Annotated in this window: 17 protein-coding genes and 2 pseudogenes; 9 read left to right on the top strand and 10 right to left on the bottom strand. The window is 65.9% G+C overall.

All coding sequences use genetic code 11. The features are described from left to right. Positions 1–52: 52 nt before the first annotated feature. The 5 genes and pseudogenes from IPK20_05635 to IPK20_05615 form a co-directional block, all read right to left on the bottom strand. A complete protein-coding gene (locus tag IPK20_05635) occupies positions 53–940 on the bottom strand; it encodes a helix-turn-helix transcriptional regulator (protein ID MBK8016244.1) in 888 nt (295 codons plus the stop codon). Positions 941–1269: 329 nt separating this feature from the next. Next, positions 1270–2799, bottom strand: a pseudogene (locus IPK20_05630) (IS3 family transposase). Between the two features lie 81 nt (positions 2800–2880). Continuing rightward, positions 2881–4599, bottom strand: coding sequence for a dihydroxy-acid dehydratase (locus IPK20_05625; protein ID MBK8016243.1), 1719 nt, complete (start codon positions 4597–4599; stop codon positions 2881–2883). Between the two features lie 294 nt (positions 4600–4893). Next, a pseudogene (locus IPK20_05620) lies at positions 4894–5953 on the bottom strand (EamA family transporter). Positions 5954–6280: 327 nt separating this feature from the next. After that, positions 6281–6745, bottom strand: a complete 465-nt coding sequence (locus IPK20_05615) for a CBS domain-containing protein (GenBank protein ID MBK8016242.1) — start codon at positions 6743–6745, stop codon at positions 6281–6283. A 148-nt stretch (positions 6746–6893) separates the two neighbouring features. On the opposite strand from IPK20_05615, the gene IPK20_05610 reads away from it, so the two are divergent. The 3 genes from IPK20_05610 to IPK20_05600 all read left to right on the top strand — a co-directional run bounded on the left by IPK20_05610 (position 6894) and on the right by IPK20_05600 (position 10481). Beyond that, complete coding sequence (locus tag IPK20_05610) at positions 6894–7862, top strand: glycosyltransferase family 2 protein (GenBank protein MBK8016241.1); 969 nt, start codon at positions 6894–6896, stop codon at positions 7860–7862. Further along, positions 7859–8599, top strand: a complete 741-nt coding sequence (locus IPK20_05605; protein ID MBK8016240.1) for a hypothetical protein — start codon at positions 7859–7861, stop codon at positions 8597–8599. The genes IPK20_05610 and IPK20_05605 overlap by 4 nt, the downstream gene beginning before the upstream one ends. A 109-nt stretch (positions 8600–8708) precedes the next feature. Further along, positions 8709–10481 (top strand): B12-binding domain-containing radical SAM protein, encoded by a 1773-nt coding sequence (locus tag IPK20_05600; GenBank protein ID MBK8016239.1) that lies wholly within the window; start codon positions 8709–8711, stop codon positions 10479–10481. On the opposite strand, the gene IPK20_05595 is transcribed toward IPK20_05600, so the two are convergent. After that, on the bottom strand, positions 10468–11124 hold the full coding sequence (locus IPK20_05595; GenBank protein MBK8016238.1) for an acetyltransferase: 657 nt from the start codon (positions 11122–11124) through the stop codon (positions 10468–10470). The two genes, IPK20_05600 and IPK20_05595, sit on opposite strands and share 14 nt — an antisense overlap. Positions 11125–11412: 288 nt before the next feature. On the opposite strand from IPK20_05595, the gene IPK20_05590 reads away from it, so the two are divergent. Continuing rightward, a complete protein-coding gene (locus IPK20_05590; GenBank protein MBK8016237.1) occupies positions 11413–12543 on the top strand; it encodes a trypsin-like peptidase domain-containing protein in 1131 nt (376 codons plus the stop codon). A 154-nt stretch (positions 12544–12697) separates the two neighbouring features. Further along, the gene (locus tag IPK20_05585) at positions 12698–13912 is read left to right on the top strand and encodes a hypothetical protein (GenBank protein ID MBK8016236.1); all 1215 of its coding nucleotides are present in this window, start codon (positions 12698–12700) and stop codon (positions 13910–13912) included. A gap of 19 nt (positions 13913–13931) precedes the next feature. Here the strand turns inward: IPK20_05585 and IPK20_05580 are convergent, their stop codons facing one another. Beyond that, positions 13932–14234: a tetratricopeptide repeat protein gene (locus IPK20_05580; protein MBK8016235.1), complete on the bottom strand. Its 303-nt coding sequence runs from the start codon at positions 14232–14234 to the stop codon at positions 13932–13934. Between the two features lie 45 nt (positions 14235–14279). After that, positions 14280–16229, bottom strand: coding sequence for a potassium transporter Kup (locus IPK20_05575; protein ID MBK8016234.1), 1950 nt, complete (start codon positions 16227–16229; stop codon positions 14280–14282). A 135-nt stretch (positions 16230–16364) separates the two neighbouring features. Here IPK20_05575 and IPK20_05570 point away from each other — a divergent pair, with 135 nt between their 5' ends. Then, positions 16365–16742, top strand: a complete 378-nt coding sequence (locus tag IPK20_05570) for a RidA family protein (protein MBK8016233.1) — start codon at positions 16365–16367, stop codon at positions 16740–16742. 27 nt (positions 16743–16769) lie between these two features. Then, positions 16770–18836, top strand: a complete 2067-nt coding sequence (gene recG, locus IPK20_05565) for an ATP-dependent DNA helicase RecG (protein MBK8016232.1) — start codon at positions 16770–16772, stop codon at positions 18834–18836. 89 nt (positions 18837–18925) lie between these two features. On the opposite strand, the gene IPK20_05560 is transcribed toward recG, so the two are convergent. Together IPK20_05560 and IPK20_05555 are read right to left on the bottom strand one after the other, a co-directional pair. After that, positions 18926–19258 (bottom strand): PEP-CTERM sorting domain-containing protein, encoded by a 333-nt coding sequence (locus tag IPK20_05560; protein MBK8016231.1) that lies wholly within the window; start codon positions 19256–19258, stop codon positions 18926–18928. Positions 19259–19474: 216 nt separating this feature from the next. Further along, on the bottom strand, positions 19475–19720 hold the full coding sequence (locus tag IPK20_05555) for a hypothetical protein (GenBank protein ID MBK8016230.1): 246 nt from the start codon (positions 19718–19720) through the stop codon (positions 19475–19477). A 450-nt stretch (positions 19721–20170) separates the two neighbouring features. Between IPK20_05555 and IPK20_05550 the strand changes: the two genes are divergently transcribed. Together IPK20_05550 and IPK20_05545 are read left to right on the top strand one after the other, a co-directional pair. Then, entirely contained in the window at positions 20171–20584 is a 414-nt protein-coding gene (locus tag IPK20_05550; protein ID MBK8016229.1) for a hypothetical protein, read from the top strand. Beyond that, positions 20515–21345, top strand: a complete 831-nt coding sequence (locus tag IPK20_05545; GenBank protein MBK8016228.1) for a hypothetical protein — start codon at positions 20515–20517, stop codon at positions 21343–21345. The genes IPK20_05550 and IPK20_05545 overlap by 70 nt, the downstream gene beginning before the upstream one ends. Positions 21346–21364 lie beyond the last annotated feature (19 nt).

Raw genomic sequence — 21364 nt, 5'->3', positions numbered from 1 at the left:
CGCCCCGGAACGGCAGCAATGACAACGGGCCCGCGAGGGGCCCGTTGCGACGTCAGATCACCGGCGGCTGGCCGGGGCCGGCATCGTCCGGCGGCTCGAAGAGGTTGACGGCGCGGCGATAGTCCGTCGGGGTGATGCCCAGGTGCTGCCGGAAGAAGCGCGCAAAGTGGCCGGGCGCCGAGAAGCCCAGCTCGTGCGCCACCGCGCTGACCGGCTCCTGCCCCCGCGACAGGCGCTGCACCGCCGCCTCGAACCTCAGCACATTGGCGTAGACCAGCGGCGTGACCTGCGTGTCGCGCTGGAACAGTGTGAAGAAGTGGGCCCGCGACAGACCGCTGCGCGCAGCCAGTGCATCGACGTCGAGCTCGTGCGCGATGTCTTCCCGCATCAGCGCAATCGCACGGCGCACGCGCGGGTCCATCGCCACCGGCGGTCTGGCGCGCAGCAGCGAGACCAGGTCGCGCCAGCCGGAGTAGCTCTCGATCACCGCGATGATGAGGTTGAAGAGCAGTTCCTCCATTCGCGCGGGCGACACCTCGTCGGCCCACCACATCTCGAGCACGAATTCCTCGGCGATGCGCTTGGTCTGCGACGTGATCGCCACGCACTTCTGCGGGAAGAAGCGCGGATGGGCCGACAGCGCGAGCGAGCGCTGCAGCTCCGCCAGCCAGTTCGGCTCGATATATAAGGCCAGGATCAGCGTGCGCTGTCCCGGGGGCGCATCGTGCTCGTAGGCGTGATGCTCCCAGGCGTTGACCAGCACGGCCGACTCGTCGGTGAGCGGCGCGCGCTCGCCGCGCACGCTGAACGCGCTGTCGGCGCCGCCGGCCTTGATCAGGATGTGGCAGTGGTGATGCGCATGGCCGACCAGGGGCGCGTCCATGTCGAGCAGGGCGACGCGGCCGAAGCGGCCCTGGAAGATCTTGACGGCAGACGACAAGGCGAACTCTTGCTGATTGATTGGGACTGCCCTGGAAGTGTGAACGTACCGTCAGCTTGCCGCAATCAGGTGACTTGCCAGTGGGAAGGACAAAGGCACCTCGACACAACGAGGCTCAGCCGTTTCCAGCTCAGTAGGCGCCGCAAGGTGCAGACCTTCCATTGGCCGTTAGCTTCTCGCGCTCAACGAGGTTCTGCTGAGCGCAATTAGCGCTTGGTTCGTAGGTCTGACCTACTCCCGCCGTGGGTATGGTCAACGGGATGAGCTGATTCTGTAGCACGCATCCGGCATAAAGGGCACAGGGGGGTGCGGACAAAAACTTGGACCGGTTACACCGCGATCCCCAGGCTCCGACGGTGCACGGCCGGACTTCGGAAGCCGAGAGAACGCTTGATCCTCGCCTCGTTGTACCAGCGGATGTAGGCATCGACGGCCGAGACGAATTCGTCGATTGTCGTAGAGAGCCAATCCCGGGCGTAGAACATCTCGTTCTTGAGCTGACTGAAGAAGCCTTTGCATGCGGTGTTGTCTGGCGAACACCCCTTGCGTGACATCGATCGGACCAGCTTCGCATCAGCGATTCGGGTCAGCCAGCCCGGCCACCGGTAGTGGCCCCCTCGATCCGAATGCACGACGGGGCGTTGACCGCTGATCGCGACCTTGTCGATGGCAGCGTCCAGCATGGTGTTGACCAGTTCGGCGTTTGGCCGCGTCCCGATTGACCAGCTGACGATCATGCCGTCGAAGCAATCGATCATCGGTGAGAGATACACCTTGCCCGCCGGGATCTGGAACTCGGTGATGTCGGTCAGCCACTTCTCGTTGGGCGCACCAGCGCTGAAGTCGCGGTTCAGAACGTTCTCAGGAGCCGGACTGAGCTCGCCCATGTACGAGCCATATCAACGACGCTTGGTCGCAGCAGCTACCAGGCCCCCTTGCCTCATGAGACGGCGTACGACCTTCTCGGAGATGTTCACCGCTCGATCCGTGAGGGAAGCGTGGATGCGCCGGTAGCCATAGCAGCGGTAGTTGCGCTCGAAGATTTCGGTCATGACCTGGCGAACCTCGGCGTACTTGTCGCCAGAAGCGATCCGGGCTCGATGGTAGAAGTACGAGCTGCGCGGCATGCCCACTTCGCTGAGCAGTTCTGCCAATGCATAGGTCGGTCTCAGGGCATCAACCAGCTGTGCCTTCTCCCGATTCGTCAGGGGCTGCTGGTCGATGCCCAGTTCTTTTTTTAGTACTTCGTTCGCCTTCTTCAACAGGTCCTTCTCGAGCTGCAAGCGTCGGATGTCTGCTCGAAGCGCGTCAAGCTGCTGTTCGAGTTCGACGCGATCGGCGCTCGCCGGGACAACTTGCTTGCGCTTCATGGGTGCCGATGCGTTGTGGCCGAGCAGCTGATTCTTCCATTTGTACAGCGACGCTCGAGACACTCCCACCTCGTCAGCCACGGCCTTCGCACTACCAGGCCGAATGCACAAGGAGATGACTGCGGACTGCTTGGTCTCGGGTGTCAGTTGCCGGAACTGGCCAATGACGCGCACACGTTCCTGAGGATGAAGCTCTTGCAGCCATCTGGCCAGCAGCGTCCTCGAGGGATATCCCAGCTCCTTGACCGTCGCTGCGATGCAGCGCCCATGTTCAAGGTAGTGCTCGACCGCACGCTCCTTGCACGCTGGTGTGTACTCGGTTGGCGCACATAGCCTGCCGGAAGGTCTCGGCTCTGCTCGTACTGCGGCACCACGCCTTGAGCGCGTTCTTCGTCGGATAGCCAAGCTGACGGATGGTCAGACCGGACCCGCTTTGCCCAGCTTGATGTAGAGCCTCACGGCTCGCAGCCGGTCCTCGTATGAGTACATGAACTACCTCCAGGTAGTCCAAGAAATCGTCCGCACCCCCGCGTACCCCTGTCGTCCTCGGGGTCTGGGCCTTTCGCGTCCCTACAGCACACACCCGTAGTGCGCCGTCGAAACCAGCCGGATGTACTTGTCGTGGACACTCCCGGGCCGCACCCGTCCCGCGAGATCCGGCGCCTTCCAGTCGGCCATGCGTCGCGCGATCTCCTCCGCGGGCACGTCCAGGTCCAGCGTGCGGGCGTGCGGATTGATGACGATCGTGTCCCCTTCGCGTACCGCGGCGATGGGGCCGCCGCGCGCGGCTTCGGGGGAGATGTGACCGATCAAGATGCCGTGCGACACCCCGGAGAACCGGCCGTCGGTGATGAGCGCGACGCTTTCGCCAAGTCCGGCGCCCTGCAGCTGAATCGTCAGCATCACCATCTCGGGCATGCCCGGCCCGCCGACCGGCCCCACGTTGCGCACGACGATCACGTCCCCCGGGACGATGCGGCCCTGGCGGATCGCCTCCATGGTGTCGGCCTCGGACTCGAACACGCGCGCCGGGCCCCGGAACTCGCCCTTCTCCAGGGTCTTGCCCGACAGCTTGAGCACGCAGCTCTCGGGGGCGATGTTGCCCCGGAGCACGCTGATGTGATTGTTGGGCGGGGCGATGGGCCGACTCACCGGGAAGACGAGGTTCTGCGGCCCCAGTTCTTCCAGGGTCGGGGTCGCCTCGAGATTCTCGGCCAGCGTCCTGCCGGTCACGGTGAGGGCATCGCCGTGCAGGAAGCCGTGGCGCAGGAGTTCCTTCATCACGACCGGCACGCCGCCCAGCGCATGCAGGCTGGTCATCGCGTACCTGCCGTGCGGCTGCAGGTTGGCGATCAGCGGCACGTGCTCGCCGATCGCCTGGATACGGTCGATGGTGATCGGCACCTGCGCTTCCCGCGCGATCGCCAGAAGGTGCAGGTACATGTTGGTGGAGCCGCCCATGGCGTAGACGGTGGTGATGGCATTCTCGAAGGCGCGCTCGGTCATGATGTCGCGCGGCCGGATGCCCTGGGCCATGAGCCGGTACAGCGCATCGACCGATGCGCGCGTCTGCGCCCGCACGTCGTCGTGCATGCGGCTCTTGGCATCGTAGTCGGCAGGATGGGACGCGCCGCGCGGCAGCATCATGCCGATGGCCTCGGCCACCGTGCTCATGGTGTTCGCAGTGAACATGGCGCCACAGGTTCCGCTGCCGGGCATCACGTTCGTCTCCAACTCCAGGTACTGCTCACTCGAGAGTCGCCCGGACTCGTGCGCCGCCCGCCCTTCGGCCCAGTCCATGATCGTGATGTTCGTACCCTTGCTGGCATAAGGCTCGAAGGACACCTTGCCGGGTGAGCTCGTGCCGGGGTAGAGCACCAGCCCGAAGGCGTTCGTGCGCGCCAGCGGCATGAGCGCCGCAGCGCCGGTCTTGTCGCAGCCCGAGATCACGATCATCGCCTCGCCGTGGTGGGCGTAGTGGCCGATCTCGAAACAGTCGGCGGCCACGTCGCGAGATACCAGGCTGTACCCCGCGGTGGGGGTGCCCTGCGTGAGGGCGTCGGAGACGGCAGGCGCGCCGACGATGAGGCCCTGTCCGCCCCGCTCGCCAATCAGCTCGACCAGCAGGTCGGTAATCTCGCGCACGCGGTTGTTGCAGCGATGCGCATTCGTGTAGGCGCTGGCGATCGTCACGATTGCGTTGAGCTTGTCGCCGCGGTCCGGGTCGAACCCGGCAGCGCGGAGTTCCACGCGGTTGCGCTTCCAATAGATGGGGCTGTCCTGGGCCATGCTTCTCCTCACCGTTGTTTGCCTGTCTGAACTGATGCTGCATCCTCCCAGCAGCGATTTCTTGATCCGCAACAACTCCTGCCGGCTTGGGCGCCGGACGCGCCAGGCGGATGACCACGAGGCCGCTGCGTTCCCGACCGGAACTCCGGGGTGAATCGGGTTTGCGCGCCACTGGGGTCGGCGCAGTCGTTGGAACTCCCCGACCGGTCCGAGATCGCTTGGGAAAGAAGGGCGCCCTCAAACGGCTCTGCCCTCCAACACGCCGAAGGGCGCCACCGGCACCCTTCTCCATTTCTAGTGCACATGCCGGTGGTGCGCGTCCGGATAGTGAGCGTGCGAGTGCCTCAATTCGCCATGGTCGTGAGTGTGGACATGGCGGGTGCCCGGGGCGACCGGCGGTTCGTGGAGATGGTCGTGATGGGTGTCACCGTCCCCGTGAACGTGTTCGTGCTCGTGCGTCACCGGCTCGTGCAGATGTTCGTGGCTGTGATGCTCGGTCAGATGCAGGTACACGCCGATCCCCATGAGGACCCCGGCGACGAGCAAGGCCCCCGTTACCGGCTCGTGGAGCAGCCATAGCGAAAGGACGGCGCCGAAGAAGGGGGGCGACCGAGAAATAGGCGCCGGTCCTCGCCGTGCCCAGGTCACGCAAAGCAACGACGAACAGCGCGAGGCTTGCGCCATAGCTCAGGAAGCCGACGATCCCGGCACCCAGCGCCGAAGCGGTCGAGGGAACCTGCGCACCGAGGATGAACGCCAGGGTCAGATTGGTCGCGCCGGACGAGAGACCCTTGACCATCGCGATCCAGGTCGCGTCCGACAGGGCCACCTTGCGTGTCAGATTGTTGTCGATCGCCCACGCCAGACAGGCCGCCAGAACGGCCAGCGCGGGCCAGACGAGCGTGATGCGCCCCTCTTCGCTGTAGGGCCAGCTGAGCACCACCGCCCCCGCCACGATGGCCAGCATGCCCAGGGCGATGCGGCGATCGAAGTTCTCCTTGAACACGAACCAGGCAAGCAGTGCCGTGAGTACGCCTTCCATATTGAGAAGCAACGACACCGTCGACCCGGCAAGCGCCGACAGGCCCGCCATCAGGAGTACCGGGGCGACCACGCCTCCCACGGCGATCGCTCCGATCAGCCATCGGAGTTCGCCCGGGGCGATGCGAACGGAGGGAGATCTGCGCACCATGCGCAGCAGCCACAGCCCGCACCCGGAACCGGCGTACAGCATCCCCGCCAGAATCCAGGGGCTGGTCTCGCCCAAGAGGATCTTGGCCAGCGGTGTCCCTGCCCCGAAGAGCGCGGCCGCGGCCAGTGCCGCCAGGACGCCCCGATTCATTCTTGCAGGCATGTGCTCGTTGTCCCGGACTGCGGATTGCGGGTGGAAGCCCGGATGTTTCCGTGCCCCCTTTGTGACGGTCCGACCCGGCGTGCACGGCGAGGAACTCGCTCGTACGCCGTCCCGGACGGGTCTCGATAATGTACGCGGATCGCGGGGCTGCCGGAAACCGGCGAGAGCGGTAGCGGCGCTACAGGGGACGAAAGGAATCCGGCCCCACCTCGGCGGCCCAATCGGGCCCTGGAGATGCGGCCGGGTTCATACGGCAGGTCGTTTCTCACGGTTCGCCGCGCATGCCCTGTCCTGCGGCCGGCGACGGCGAACGCGTCAAGTCATTCTTCAGCTCCGGCCGGACTCGATGGACGGACTGCCCGACCGGTCGGGGGTGGAGGGAGTCGAGATGCCTTCGAGCGCATCACCCGCGAGTTCCTCGTCGGCCTTCGTGGCGATGTCCCCGAGAGACAACATGCCCACCAGGTGCTTGTCGCGATCGAGGACAGGCACCCGGCGGATCTGCATGTCGCGCATTTCTTCCGCGACTTCCTCCACCGACTGGTCCTCGTAGCACCACATCGCGTCACGGCTCATCACGTCGGAAAGCGGCGTCTCTTCGACCTTGCATCCCTGGGCAACGCCCCGCAGCACGATATCGCGGTCGGTGACCACGCCGATGAGCGACTCGCCGTCGCACACGGGAATCACGCCCACATCGAGTTCGTCCATCGCCTGCGCGGCCTTCATGATCGATTCGTCCGGGCCCATGGTCCGGACACCCCGGGTCATCACTTCGGAAACCTGGTTCATCATTTCCTCCTTCGCTCGGTCGAGCACATGTCCTCGACGAGCGGCAATCGGAATTCCCGGAGGCAGCGCCCACGCGGGGGGGCGGGATGCGATACATTCCAGTGTCTTCGGCAACCGGTGTTGCGGCGCATCGCCGCACCGTCCCCGCATGCTGTCCATCGTCGCATCGCTCTATCGATCGGAATCGACGCTGCCTGCGTTTCATGAGCAGGTGAGCATCGCGGCGCGGCGCCGCGCCGGCGACGACTACGAGATCGTGCTCGTGAACGACGGCTCACCCGACGGCACGCTCGATCTGGCACTGCGGATCCAGGAAGCGGATCCGCACGTCGTCCTCGTGGATCTTTCCCGCAACTTCGGCCATCACCGGGCGATGATGACGGGGCTGCGGCAGGCGCAGGGAACGCGGGTCTTCCTGTTGGACAGCGATCTTGACGAAGACCCGGCATGGCTCGATGAGTTCGCCGAGACCATGGATCGCGAACGCTGCGATGTCGTCTATGGAGTGCAGGACCGACGGCGGGGAGGGCTGGCGGGCCGGTGCCTGGCCGCCACCGGCTATGCGCTGTTCCGGCGAATCACCGGCGTCGATGTCCCGCCGAATATCGTCACGGCCAGGTTGATGACGCGGCGCTACGTCGATGCGCTGTTGCAGAGGGACGCCCCCGACAAGGTCATCGCGGTGCTTTGGCACGAGGCGGGGTTTCGACAGCTGCCTCATCCCGTGAAGAAGGGGACGTCCGGGCGTCCGGCCTACACCTTCGTGGAACGCTTCGCCGTCGCGGAGAGTCTGCTGGCCACTTTCAGTGCGCTGCCCTTGAGAGTCGTCTGGATGGCAGGGTCGACCATGGCCGTTGCGGCGGCGGTCGGAATGGCTTGGGTGATCTCCCGCTGGTTCCTCGGGACAGGGACCGGGACTCTGGCATGGGCCACGCTGCTTTCCGTCTGGTTGCTGGGGGGCCTGGGACTCACCGTGATGGCGTTCGTCGGAACGATTTCGGCAAAGGCGCTCGCGGCCGCCCGGCCGGTGGAAGCCGTGATCCGGCAGATCCACGGCACCCGGAACGACGCACGGGCGCACCGCGACAGCCACGGGGGCTCGCCCGCTTCGCCATGACCATCACTGCCCCGCCTTCTCTTGAAAGGATCGCCGTGGTCATCGGCATGCCTCGCGCCGGGACCACCTGGCTCTACGAGAACCTCAAGCATCATCCCGACCTGTGCGCGTCCGACTACAAGGAGATCAACCGCTATCTCCGCGCCATGTCCGACGCGCAGTATCTGGACCATTTCCGCGGGTGCGAAGGACGCATCATGCTGGACATCAGTCCGGCCTACTACTTCGACCGCGCCGCCCTCGGCGAGATCGCCGCAAGGCATCGCTTCGTCATCCTGCTCGTTCGCGAACCGGGGGAATGGATCGAAAGCCTGGCGGCCCACATCGGCCGCTACGACAGAAAGGCGGACCGCATGGCCAGCGAGGGGCGTTATCGCATGGCGATCGACAGGGAGAGGTCCATCACCTTCGATCACAACACGTACGACCACGAGCGCCATCTTGCCGAGGTCCGGACCCTCCTGGGATCCAGGCTGCTCGAGATCCCGTTCGCGCTGCTCCAGTCCGATCCGCTCCAGGTGTTGAAGCGGATCGAGCGCTATCTGGGCGTGTCCGACCATTTCGCTCCCGGCAACTTCACCGAAGCCAAGGTCAATGCGCGGGGCGGGCGCGTCTCGCCGCTGTACGCGTTTCTGGTGAGGCATGGCGTGCTCACGGCCGTGGCGCCCATCGTGCTCATGCTCCTCCCACGGAAACTGGTGCACTGGCTGCGGCGGCGTTTCGTCTACGGGCAATGAGCGGCGTTGCCGCCGAGGACGTTTCCCCGGTCCGCGCAAAGCGCGGAACAGGGTGTATCGTCGTACGGAACACCGTGCTCGCCAGCTTCCGTGGCAAGGGGAATGGACCATGACCGGGAACTCGCCGCACGAACCGGCGGAATCCACCAGGCGGAATCGCTCGACGGCCGGGACTTGCGATGGCCCACGGAAGCTCTCCATCGCGCTCGTCAATCCGCGTTTGCCGCCCGGGTTTCACGGCTTCGACTTCGCGTTGCCCATCATCGGCAACGGAGTGCGCGCCGCGATGGCACCCCCCGCGCTGCCGCTGCTTGCGGCCCTCGTGCCGGCCGGCCACGAAGTCGTGCTGTTCGACGAAAACATCGAAGAAGTCGCGGCGGAAACACTGCGCCCATTCGACATCGTGGGCATCACCGGCATGCTGGTGCAACGTCCCAGGATGCTGGGCCTGCTGCAGGAGCTGCGTGATCTGCCCGGCTTGCTGGCGGTGGGGGGCCCCGCCGTCACGGCCGACGAGACGCCCTTCGAGAATCACTGCGACGTTCGCTTCATCGGCGAGGCGGAACGGACCTGGCCGGAATTCATCGAATGCGTGGCCGCGGGCGAGCGGTCCGCCGGACGCTATGAACAGGATGGGCGAACCGACATGTCCAGTGTTCCGGTTCCCCGGTACGACCTGTTGCGGAAGGGCGCCTACTGGCGCGCGGCAGTGCAGTTCTCGAGAGGCTGCCCCTTCCTGTGCGAGTTCTGCGACATCATCACCCAGTTCGGACGTCGTCCCCGGCTCAAGTCTCCTGACCAGGTGCTCGCCGAGTTCGAAGCGGTGCTGGACGCCGGGTTCTCCAGCTGTTTTCTGGTCGACGACAATTTCATCGCCAACAAGAACCAGGCCAAGGCACTTCTGAAGGAGATCGTTCGCTGGCAACGCGAGCGGCGTTATCCGTTGCGCCTCACGACCCAGGCAAGCCTGAATCTCGCCGAAGATCCAGAGCTGATGGAACTGATGGCGGAGGCGAACTTCTCCGCGGTCTTCATCGGGATCGAATCGCCGCGCCAGGCTTGTCTCGAGGAAGTCCGCAAGAACCAGAACATCCACTCCATCGACATGCTGGAGCGGATCCGCCGAGTCCGCGAACACGGTCTCGTGGTGCTCGGCGGATTCATCGTGGGTTTCGATCACGACGACGCGGGCATCTTCGACGAACAGTTCGATTTCATCGAGCGCTCCGGCATTGCCCAGGCGTCGATCGCGATCCTGCAGCCGATCCCTTCCACACCCCTGCACGCGCGCCTCAGGGATGCCGGCAGGTTGTCCGGGGCCGTGCGGGGCGTCGAATTCCGTCCGCTGAGAATGTCCGCGGAGGAGCTCGTCCACGGATACGAAGGGCTCATCCGCAGGCTATACGACCCCTGCGTGTACTTCGGCAGGCTCTATCGCGGCTATTGCGAATCGGAGAAGTTCCGGCAGCGGCAGCGTGCGATGGGGGCTACCGGACGCAAGCGTTCGCTGATCGGCACTTTGCGGGGGGCCGTAGCGACGGCCACGCTCCTCTGGCGCCTCATCGGACATCTGCGGAGCAAGGGCCGCCTCAAGGCCCTCGGGGCGGCGTACCTGGCCATCTACTGGAGGCAGAACCGGCCGCTCGGCAGGCAGGCCCTCTCCCTCCAGCAGTTCCTGTCGCAATGCGCTCAGCACTGGCACTTCACGCGGCTGTTCGAGCAAGATCAGATCCGTTTCCTGTCGCACGACGGCCCGCAGAGGGCGGGTTCGGATCGAACGGTTCCGGAGCAGGAAGAGCCGGGGATGCCCATGGCGTTTCGTGCACAGCCCCTCGCGGCGGCCGGCAGGAACGCCGCGCCGCGTGCCATCAGCGAAACTTGAGGCGCTTCAACCTGGCACTCGAGTAACGGGCCGGCCTGTCGTGGGGGCCGGGAACGACGCTTTCGTCGGCAAGATCCTGTTTGACGATCGCTCCGGAACCAATGAAGCTGGCACGGCCAATGGTCAGACGACTCTCTATGCCGACCTGCCCCGCCACGAAGCACCGCTCGCCCAGGCTCGTGCCACCTCCGATGGCAATGTGGGAAGCCAAGAAGCAGAAGTCCCCGACGCTCGCGTGATGGCCGATGTGGTTGCCGCTCCACACCAGCGCTCCCACGCCGATGTCGACGAACGGCTGGATCACATTGTTTTCGAGGATGAAGCTGTTCTCGCCGATTCGTGCCGCATGGACGTGGGAACCGGGGTGCACGAAGGAAGCAAATTCATAACCTCTCCGCTTGCCCTCCAGATAGCGCTCGGCCCGCAGATCGTTCATGCGCGCGTAGCTCAGCGGACCGAGAAGCCGTACGTTCTCGGGCGGGAACCGCTCGTCCAACCGCTCCCAGTCCACGAGCGGCAGGGACAGGAACGTATCGGAGCCGCGATAGGCCGCGTCGACCGTGAATCCCACCACCCTATCCCGTGCGTAGAGGTCGAGGTACGCCTTGGCAACCTGGGCAACCTCGCCTGCTCCGAAAATCACGATATCTGCCATGCATCCGAACCGCGTTGCTTCCTCGAAACCGCTCCGTGCCCTGCGGCGGCCGACCACTGCCTTCCCCGATCTGCGCACCGGTGCAGGATGCCCGAGTTCCCCGGGATGCCCCGACCGTGCGATCCATGCCGCAGAGCGCGGGTATATTACTCCGGCACCTGCGGCACGCCCCGGGTGCTTTCGGGGGGCGAGCCGGGAGGTTCCGGGCAGGCCCCCGCTTCGGGCCGCGGCACCGCTGTCGCCCTTACCCGCTGACATCGCCCGTTCCTCGATCTCATGCCGACCCTGGACCGCTTCTTCTTCCGCCTCGCGTGGGTTTTCATCGCCGCAGCCTTGCTCATGGTGCTCTGGCGATGGCTCCCCTATCTCGAATCGCTGTTCATCCGCGCACCGGACGCAACGCCCCGGGCGGTACTGGCGCGTGGCGAACTGGCGTCGGACGAACGCAGCACGATCGAGCTGTTCGAGCGCACGCGCGATTCGGTGGTGTTCATCAGCACGGCAAGCCAGGTGAGGGATTTCTGGACACGCAATGTCTTCACGGTGCCGCGCGGGACGGGGTCGGGATTCATCTGGGACGAAGCCGGCCACGTCGTCACCAACTTCCACGTGATCCAGTCGGCAAGCCAGGCGACGGTGAAGCTCGCCGACGGGCGCAACTACAACGCCGCCCTCGTAGGAGCCTCCCCGTCGCACGACATCGCCGTACTGCGCATCGGCGTGGGCTTCAAGCGGCCGCCCCCGGTGCCGATCGGCGAGAGCCGGGGGCTCAAGGTGGGGCAGAAGGTCTTCGCCATCGGCAACCCCTTCGGTCTCGACTGGACGCTCACCACCGGCATCATCTCGGCCTTGGACCGGGCGCTCGCGGGCGAAGCCGGACGGCCCATCGAACACCTCATCCAGACCGACGCCGCCATCAACCCCGGAAACTCCGGCGGCCCGCTGGTCGATTCCGCCGGCCGGCTCATCGGCATCAACACCGCCATCTACAGTCCCAGCGGCGCCAGTGCCGGCATCGGCTTCGCCGTCCCGGTGGACACGGTGAACCGGGTGGTGCCGCAACTCATCGCGCAAGGCAGGTACGTGCGCCCCGGCCTGGGCGTGCAGATCGACGAGGAGCTCAACCGCCGCCTCTCGCGGTTGCTGGACATCGAGGGCGTGGTGATCCTGCGGGTGGAGCCGGGTTCGGCCGCCGAGCAGGCCGGGCTCAAGGGCGTGACGGTCACGCAGAGCGGCACGGTGATCCCCGGAGACGTCGTGGTGGCCCTCAACGGGCAGCCCGTGGATTCGGTAAACCGGTTGCGCAGCCGCCTGGACGAACTGCAAGTGGGGGATACCGTCGAGCTCACCGTCCGGCGCGATGGACAGGAGCGCAAGGTGGCGGTGGCGTTGCAGCCCGGCACGTGACGAAGGGCCGGCGCCGGTCCCCGGAGTGACCCTGCCATGTCGCTATGCAATAATTCCGCCGTTCCTCCTTTTCTGGCGCGCGCGGTTCCATCGGCCGCGCCAGTTCCAACCGCGGACCGGCATTGCGGTGCGTGTACCCCGCTCGAACAGGCCCATGGCTGAAGACGACTATCTCGAACCCGAAGACGAATACGGTTGCCGGCAGATCCTGCGGGTGAACGGCGACACGGCCGATATCGCGCAATTCCGCCGCGACCTCGAAGAAAGCGAACGCTGGGGCAACGAACTCGACTGGTTCCTGCGCTTCGGCGATTTCGATCCCGTTCCCGATCCGCTCTTCACCGACTCCGCCCGCACCATGGGCCGGCTGTGCGCCTACTTGCGCGAACGCTGGGGCGACTACGCCGATTCCAGCCACCCGGTCATCATCGTGTCCCAGGCCGATGACAGCGTGGCCTACGAGTTCTTCACCAGCCGCACTCCCCTGCTGGGCCTGGTGCGCATGCTCTCCGCGGAGTTCACCAAGCTGCGCTTCTCGCTGGAATACGGCTATCCCGACGGCAATGGCTACGACGGGCAGGTGGTCTACGAGCGCGGGGAGATGAGCGACGGGCTGGAGGAGACCTACGAGTACATGTCGCATTCTGACTTCGAGGAATTCGCGGGGTTCGATGTGGGCGACGGCAAGCTCAAGATCGTCTGCCAGTCGAAGGGCGGGACGGAAGCCGAAGTCGGCGACCTCAAGTCCGGGCGCTGGGACCTCTCCTTCGCCGTGGAGACCGCTTTGAAGTGGGGCCAGGCCGCGGTGAGCTTCTTCGTCTTCCACCACGAGGCCTACACGTGCGACATCGAGTCGTACCGGGGCATGGACTCGTTCGTGGTGAACGTGGGTTTCGAGCGGACCGAACTGGGCGAACCCGCGCGTCCCGTGGTGGTGGGCGTGCTCGAACAGACGCATGCTTCGCGCGCTCCGGACTTCCAGCGCGCGGTTCAGGGGACGGAACATCAGGCGCGACGCATCCTGCTGGCGTCGGGCGGCTTCCTCATGGAACTCGCGCTGCGACAGGCTGGCCGACCCTTACTGGCACATCGATCAGCTGAAGCTTCGCTGCTACCGCGACGCCTCGAAGAAGGTGATCGCCATCGTGTTCGACGCCGCGGCGGACGCCACGAGCCGTCCCGCTTCGACGCCGCAACCGCGCATGAAGGGCGGCAAGGTGTACATGTTCCCCGATTCGAAGACACGCCACTAGCGCCTCGACGCAGACGAATTCTTCATCGCCGCGCTTCCGGCGGGTTCGCGCGGCAGGGCCCCTGCGGTGGCAGTCCTGCTGGCGGGAATGCCGCGCATACCGCAACGTCCCGATGATGCCCCGGCGGCGCTTCCCTCAGGAGACGCGTTTCAGAAAGACGGACATCTCCCGCGAAGCCTGCTTGTCGCCGTTGGCGTCCGCCACCTGGATGCCTTGGCGGTAGGCATCCGCGGCGGCGGACTTCTGCCCTGCCGCCTCCCACGCCTTGCCCAGCAGTTTCCACGCCGCGGAGTAGTGCGGGTCCAGTTCGACCGCCTTCCGGAGATGTGCCGTGGCCGCGGCCGCATCGCCGCGCTTCAGATGTTCGCTGCCGAGACTCAGGCGAAGCATCGCCGAATCCTTGCCTGCCGCCAGCAGTTTCTCCAGCCGTTCGAGCATCGCCTCCCCTTCGCAGGCCCACCGCCGCCATCGCGGCGATAACGATCAGATCTCGATCTGCGTGCCGAGTTCGACCACGCGGTTGGTGGGAATGCGGAAGAAGTCGGTGGCGCTGCCGGCATTGCGCGACATGGCCGCGAAGAGTTTCTCGCGCCACAGCGCCATGCCGGGGGCGTTCGTCGGCACGATGGTCTGGCGCGACAGGAAGAACGAAGTGGTCATCATCTGGAACTCCAGCCCCAGGGTGTTGGGGAGTTGCAGCGCGGCGGGGAGATCGGGTTCGTCCTTGAATCCGTAGCGCACCGTGAGCCGGTAGAAATCGTGGCCCAGGGACGCCCCTTCCAGCCGCTGCGATTCGGGGACGAACGGCACGTCTTCCGTGATGACCGTGAGCAGCACCACACGCTCGTGGAGCACCTTGTTGTGGTTGAGGTTGTGCAGCAGCGCGTGGGGAACACCTTCCTTGCCCGCCGTGAGGAAGACCGCCGTGCCTTCCACACGCGGCGGCGGGCTGATGGCCAGGGAGTCGATGAACGGCTCCAGCGGAATCGCGCCCGGACGCAGGCGCGCGAACAGGATCTCGCGCCCGCGCCGCCACGTGGAGATGAACGTGAACACGACGGCCGCGATCGCCACCGGGAACCAGCCACCCTGCAGCAGCTTGATCGAATTGGCGCTGAAGAACGCGAGGTCTATGGTGAGGAAGAACCCCGAAACGGCGAGCGCCAGCAGCTTGTTCCACTTCCACAGGCGCGTGAACACGAAGAACAGCAGCACCGAGTCGATGGCCATGGTGCCCGTCACCGCAATCCCGTACGCGGAAGCGAGCGCACTGGACGACTGGAATCCCAGTACGAGCGCAAGCACCGCCGCGAGGAGCACCCAGTTGATCCAGGGCATGTAGATCTGGCCCATCTCCTTCTCGGAGGTGTGCCGGACAGCCAGACGTGGGCAGTACCCGAGCTGGATCGCCTGGCGCGTGAGCGAATAGGCACCGGAAATCACCGCCTGCGAGGCGATCACCGTGGCCATGGTCGCCAGGATCACCATGGGGTAGAGCGCCCAGGACGGAACCATGCGGAAGAAGGGATGTTCGACTGCGCCGGGGTCGCGCAACAGCAGGGCTCCCTGGCCGAAGTAGTTGAGCACCAGCGCGGGCGCCACGAACGTGAGCCAGGCGAGACGGATGGGCTTCTTGCCGAAATGACCCATGTCCGCATAGAGCGCCTCGGCGCCGGTCACGGCGAGGATCACGGTGCCCAGCGCGAGAAAGCCGATCATCCGGTTGTCAGCGAAGAAGCCCAAACCGTAGGCCGGATTCAGAGCCAGCAGCACGTGCGGATTGAGGACGATCTGCGCGATGCCCAGCGCGGCCAGGACGATGAACCACAGGGCGGTGATGGGCCCGAAGAACGCCCCCACGGCAGCCGTGCCCTTCGCCTGGACCAGGAAGAGCCCGATGATCACGACGATGGTGATCGGCAGGATGTACGGTTCGAAGACCGGCGTGGCGACGTTGAGTCCTTCCACGGCGGAGAGCACGGAGATGGCCGGGGTGATCATGCTGTCGCCGTAGAACAGCGCGGCGCCGAACATGCCCATGGTCATGAGGAGCCAGCGGCTGCGGGACCCTGCCCGCGTGGTCCCCACCACCAGCGCCATGAGGGCCATGATGCCGCCCTCACCCCGGTTGTCGGCGCGCATGACGAGCGTGACGTACTTGAGTGTCACGATGATCATGGACGACCAGAAGATGAGGGACAGCACGCCCAGCACGTTGTCGTGGCTGAGTCCCACGGCGTGCGGGCCGCCGAAGGCCTCCTTCATCGTGTAGAGCGGGCTGGTGCCGATGTCGCCGAAGACCACGCCGATCGCGCCGAGAGCGAGCGCGGGGAGACTGCTCTTGTGGGCGTGGCCGCAGTCGAGTGGTTCGACGGGTGCGGGAGCCGCGGGCGGGACGTCTTGCCCGGGCGATTCCTGAGAAGGATCCGACATGCAGTCTCCGTGGACTGGGCAGCGGGGCGCGATGTTAGCACCAAGGTTCTGCCGCGTGTTGCGCCGCCGCATCGCCGTTGAGGTGCCTGCGCGTTGCGCATACCATCGGCGCCAGACACCCGTCATGGAGGCAGCATGCGTACCAGAATCCACACGACCGGCGCACCGAAGGCGCTGGGCACCTATTCGCAGGCCATCGCCGCCTCAGGCGCGATCTACCTCTCGGGTCAGATAGGACTCGACCCGGCCACCGGCGAACTCGTTCAGGGCTTCGAGAACCAGGCCCACCGGGTGTTCCGCAATCTTGCCGCAGTCGCGGCCGAAGCAGGCGCATCGCTGAACGACGCCGTGCGGGCCACCGTCTTCATCCTGGACTTCGCGGATTTCCCGAAGCTCAACGAGATCATGGGCCAGTACTTCAGCGAACCCTACCCTTCGCGCTCCACCGTGCAGGTGGCGGCCTTGCCGAAGGGGGCGCTGATCGAGATCGATCTGATCCTGGCGAAGCCCTGACCGTCCCGCGGGCGAGCGGGCGCGCGAATGCCGTCGACGCAGAAGGCCGCAGGGGAAGGCGATCTGCCGGGGTTCGCACCGGCACTCGCCGGCAAGCTTTCGAAGCTGGGTGTCCGCCGGGCCTTCGATCTCGTACTCCATCTGCCGCTGCGCTACGAGGACGAAACCCGCGTGCTGCCGATCGCACGGGCGCCGTCGGGGCTCGCGAGCCAGATCGAGGGCGTGGTGTCGGATTGCGATGTGAAGTACCGGCCTCGCCGGCAGCTCGTGGCCCGGGTGCGTGACGACTCCGGCGAGGTTGTCGTGCGCCTGCTCAACTTCTATCCGAGCCAGCAGAAGCAGCTTGCGCCGGGCAACCGTGTCAGGCTGTGCGGCGAGATCCGCGGCGGCTTCTTCGGCGCCGAGATGATTCACCCGCGCATCCGGGTCGTGACGGAGTCGACGCCGCTGCCCGACCGGCTCACGCCCGTGTACCCCACGACCGCCGGGCTCTCCCAGTTCGCGCTGCGCCAGGCCGTTCATCGCAGTCTGGACGAGGCCGATCTTTCCGATACCCTGCCGGCGGCCCTGCTTCGTTCGATGGGCCTGCCCGGCTTCGAAGCATCGATCCGGCTGTTGCATGATCCTCCGCCCGATGTGCCGCTCGAGCGGCTCGAGTCGCAGGAACATCCGGCGTGGCGGCGGGTCAAGTTCGACGAACTGCTGGCCCAGCAGCTATCGATGCGCCTCCATCGCCGCAAGCGGGACACCACCCGCGCCCCGCGGCTCAAGCCCGGTTCCGACCTGGCCGGGAAGCTCCGCGAGAGGTTGCCCTTCACCCTCACGGGTGCGCAGGAGCGAGCGCTGGCGGAGATCCTGCACGACCTCGCGCAGCCGCTTCCCATGCAGCGGCTGCTTCAGGGCGACGTCGGCAGCGGCAAGACCATCGTGTCCGCACTCGCGGCGCTGGCCGCCGTCGATGCCGGCTATCAGGTCGCGGTGCTGGCACCCACGGAGATCCTCGCAGAACAGCATTTCGCGAAATTCCACCAGTGGCTCGCGCCGCTGGGACTGGAAGTGGCCTGGCTTTCGGGCAGTCTGGGCGCCAGGGACAAACGCGCTGCGCTCGAGGCGGTGGCGACGGGCCGTGCGGCCGTCGCCGTCGGCACCCACGCGTTGTTCCAGCAGCAGGTGGCGTTCGCGAATCTCGCGCTCGCCATCGTCGACGAGCAGCACCGTTTCGGGGTGCATCAGCGGCTCGCCCTGCGGCTCAAGGGCGCGGCAGGCGACGAGCTTCCGCATCAGCTCATGATGAGCGCCACCCCCATTCCGCGCACGCTCGCCATGAGCTTCTACGCCGATCTCGACGTGTCGGTGATCGACGAGCTGCCGCCGGGGCGTACGCCGATCGTGACCAAGCTCGTGTCCGAATCGCGGCGGGACGACGTGCTCGGACTGGTCCGCTCCACCTGTCTTGCTGGCGGACAGGTCTACTGGGTCTGCCCGCTCATCGAGGAATCCGAGCAGTTGCAGTTGGCGACCGCCGTGGAGACTCACGCGACGCTCTCCGCGACGCTGGAGGAACTGCGTGTGGGGCTCGTGCACGGCCGTCTTTCCGGCACCGACAAGGCCGCCGTGATGGACGCGTTCAAGCGGGGCGAAGTACAGCTGCTGGTGGCGACCACCGTGATCGAGGTCGGGGTGGACGTCCCCAACGCCTCGCTCATGGTGATCGAGCACGCGGAACGCATGGGTCTCGCCCAGCTGCACCAGCTGCGCGGACGGGTGGGACGCGGCAGTGCGGAATCGGCGTGCGTGCTGCTGTACCAGCAACCGCTGTCGGAGACGGCGCGGGCAAGGCTGCGGATCATCTTCGAGAACACCGACGGATTCGCGATCGCCCAGGAGGACCTGAAGCTGCGTGGTCCCGGGGAGCTGCTGGGTGCCCGGCAGAGCGGAACGCCCATGCTGCGCTTCGCGGATCTGATCGCCGACGTGGACTTGCTGGAAGCGGCTCGCGACCGTGCGGAGTCGCTGCTGCGCGAACATCCCGAGACCGCGGCACGCCACGTGGACCGTTGGCTGGGCGGGAAGGAAGAACTGCTGCGGGTGTAGAAAAAGAGCGAGCCGGCAGAGGGGGTCCCTGTGCCGGCTCGCGTCAGCCGCGCGTCATGTCACTGCGCGGCCGAGGGGGTGGATCGGCTTCAGGCGGCCTTCGCGCGGCGACGGGCGACGAAACCCAGGATGCCCAGGCCCAGACCCATCATGGCGTACTCGGAAGGCTCCGGAACCGCAGCCACGGCGAGCACGTCGAGACGGCCACCATTGGCGTTGTTGATGGGAGTGCCCCACCAGTTGGAGTTGTCCTGAGCGATGCCCTGATTGGTCGAGCGGATCTTGATCCAGGCGAACGCGTCGGGAAGGGAAGGATCGTTCGTGTTGTTCACCTGGTTGGCCAGCAGGCTCGCCACGGAGATGTTCGTCGTTCCCGGTGCATTGAAGAGATCGACTACCGTGGTACCGGTCGACTGGTTCATGGTTCCGGAGTTGCCCCAGTTCAACTCTTGCTCGAAGGACGGATCGCCCTGTGCTGCGCCCCATCCGTTCGTGGCGCCGTTCTCTTCCCATTCGATGCCTCCGCTCAAGGGAACACCACTCACGTTGGCGAAGGTGTAACGGGTCGCTGGACACGTCGAACCGTGCCGGGAAGTTGAGCTCGAACGCAGAAATGAAGATCGTGACCGCCGACCGCGTCAGCGTCGGCGAACTGGCTCAGACCGTTGGGCAGCAACTGAAATGTGGCGCGCACCGGCATCGTTGGCCAGATCTTCCAGATCCAGGCGGGCGACGGGAACCGCGGTGCCACCCGAAGCCGTCGCGAAGTCGCCTTTCAGGTTGGTCGCCATGTAATTGAAGATGAACGAGGTGCTGTCCGCGCTGGCGGCGGAAGCGGCGGCGCCCAGGGTCAGGGCGAGAACTGCGGCTGCGGCTTTCTTCATCGTGAGGTCCCTCTAGGTTCGTTGAGGCGTCGGTCCTCGACCGGCGCCGCGACGCGGCCCATCGTGAAATCTTTCAATCCCGTGACTTCCGTCGATCGCCCGGCAAGACTATGTGCGCGGCCCAGAGGGAAACAGAGTGCGAGTCCTGGGCGCGATCGGGATTCCTTCCTGCATGCGATATGAATGATTCCCGAGTAGCGGAGGACGCGACCCGCCGATGGCAGAAAGGGCGCGGGTGCTATCATCGATCGCCGAATCAGCAGACTCGCCAATGCCAGACTCGTTCGCGAAATCGCCGGCGGATCGGTCCGACCGAAACCGCTGGTGCGCCGATCCCATCGCCGGGGTGTCTGCCGCGCGTGACCATCCCGCCTCCCTGACCGGCAGCCGATTCCCGCATCCGCACCCATCGAGCACAGCCAGCACGGCGCGTGCAACCACCGCGCCCACATGACCACGACCGAGTTCCGCCTGTTCCCCAAGGCCCTGGTGCTGACCAACACGCACCACTTTGCCGGCACCGACATCATGGCCCGCAGCCTCGCCGCGGGCCTCGAGGCGAACGGGTTCGACACCTCCATCGCCAATGTCTACGACAAGGACTCGCAGGCGATGGTGCAGGCGCTGCTGGACCCCGAGACTGCGCTCATCATCACGACGGGAACATTGCCGCTGCTGGTGCGGATCAACGACCAGCCGATCTGGCGCGCGATTCCCGACCACCGCAGTTCGTCACCTACATCATCGACCAGTGGCCCTACGACCACGTGCGGGTCGAGCCTTTCCGCCAGTTCATGGCGGACTGGGAGGCGAAGGCCCCCAACCTGCACATCGCGAGCCTCGAATACAACAACGCGAAACTGATCGGCGACCGCGCGTACTACTTTCCGACCGGGGCATACGGGGCCCCGCGGCGCACCGCGCCCAAGCACTACCCTGACCGCCTGATGATCTGGGCCTCCGTGAAGACGGAACTGCACGTCACGCCCGTCCACGACGAGTTCGAACCGACCCTGCGGGACAACAATCACTGGGGGTTCGACGAGGACCGCATCAGGCGCATCGTCGAGGCCGTCCGGCACACGGCCACCCCGCACAGCCTCACCGCGTTCGCCGAGGCCTTCGAGCAGCCGGTGGAGACGCTGACGGTCAAGGAAGCGCTGCCGGCGCTCTCCGCGCTGGACGCATGGATGAAACGCTACCGGCGGGTCAAGGTGGTCCGCGCGCTGCGCGGCATGCCGGTGGACATCTACGGCAAGAACTGGGGACCGTACATCGAGGGCTCGAAGACCATGCGCCTGCTGACGCCGGTTCCGGATCACAACCACTCGTTCAGCCACATCTGCCAGCACTATGCGGGGCTGGTCAATTTCGATCCCAATTTCGGACACGGGACGAACGAGCGCGTGGTGACCGCGCTGCGCCTGGGCGTGCCTTCCGCGAACAACTTCAACGTGCGCACCGACGGTTCCGCCGGCTGCTTTCCCTACGTGTTCAGCGACGAGTCCATATGCTTCGCGGCGGAACAGGTGCTGCGCTACCGGGGAGAGGTCCCGCCGGATGCGACACTCACCTGGGAGCACGTGATCGACCGGCTGCTCATCGACATGACCCGTCGCCCGTGAGGCGGATGGCCCCGCGACC

It is taken from the genome of Betaproteobacteria bacterium (assembly GCA_016713305.1).
Classification (GTDB): domain Bacteria; phylum Pseudomonadota; class Gammaproteobacteria; order Burkholderiales.
The sequence above is the reverse complement of the archived record's forward strand: the minus strand, read 5'-3'. Positions and strand labels throughout refer to the sequence as shown.

Excerpts from the sequence above, each read along its gene's own strand:
- IPK20_05550 (MBK8016229.1), top strand. The coding sequence starts at position 20,171 with ATGACCACGACCGAGTTCCGCCTGTTCCCCAAGGCCCTGGTGCTGACC.
- IPK20_05570 (MBK8016233.1), top strand. The coding sequence starts at position 16,365 with ATGCGTACCAGAATCCACACGACCGGCGCACCGAAGGCGCTGGGCACC.
- recG (MBK8016232.1), top strand. The coding sequence starts at position 16,770 with ATGCCGTCGACGCAGAAGGCCGCAGGGGAAGGCGATCTGCCGGGGTTC.
- IPK20_05600 (MBK8016239.1), top strand. The coding sequence starts at position 8,709 with ATGACCGGGAACTCGCCGCACGAACCGGCGGAATCCACCAGGCGGAAT.
- IPK20_05625 (MBK8016243.1), bottom strand. The coding sequence starts at position 4,599 with ATGGCCCAGGACAGCCCCATCTATTGGAAGCGCAACCGCGTGGAACTC.
- IPK20_05560 (MBK8016231.1), bottom strand. The coding sequence starts at position 19,258 with ATGAACCAGTCGACCGGTACCACGGTAGTCGATCTCTTCAATGCACCG.
- IPK20_05590 (MBK8016237.1), top strand. The coding sequence starts at position 11,413 with ATGCCGACCCTGGACCGCTTCTTCTTCCGCCTCGCGTGGGTTTTCATC.
- IPK20_05585 (MBK8016236.1), top strand. The coding sequence starts at position 12,698 with ATGGCTGAAGACGACTATCTCGAACCCGAAGACGAATACGGTTGCCGG.
- IPK20_05555 (MBK8016230.1), bottom strand. The coding sequence starts at position 19,720 with ATGAAGAAAGCCGCAGCCGCAGTTCTCGCCCTGACCCTGGGCGCCGCC.
- IPK20_05575 (MBK8016234.1), bottom strand. The coding sequence starts at position 16,229 with ATGTCGGATCCTTCTCAGGAATCGCCCGGGCAAGACGTCCCGCCCGCG.
- IPK20_05615 (MBK8016242.1), bottom strand. The coding sequence starts at position 6,745 with ATGAACCAGGTTTCCGAAGTGATGACCCGGGGTGTCCGGACCATGGGC.
- IPK20_05610 (MBK8016241.1), top strand. The coding sequence starts at position 6,894 with ATGCTGTCCATCGTCGCATCGCTCTATCGATCGGAATCGACGCTGCCT.
- IPK20_05580 (MBK8016235.1), bottom strand. The coding sequence starts at position 14,234 with ATGCTCGAACGGCTGGAGAAACTGCTGGCGGCAGGCAAGGATTCGGCG.
- IPK20_05545 (MBK8016228.1), top strand. The coding sequence starts at position 20,515 with ATGGCGGACTGGGAGGCGAAGGCCCCCAACCTGCACATCGCGAGCCTC.
- IPK20_05605 (MBK8016240.1), top strand. The coding sequence starts at position 7,859 with ATGACCATCACTGCCCCGCCTTCTCTTGAAAGGATCGCCGTGGTCATC.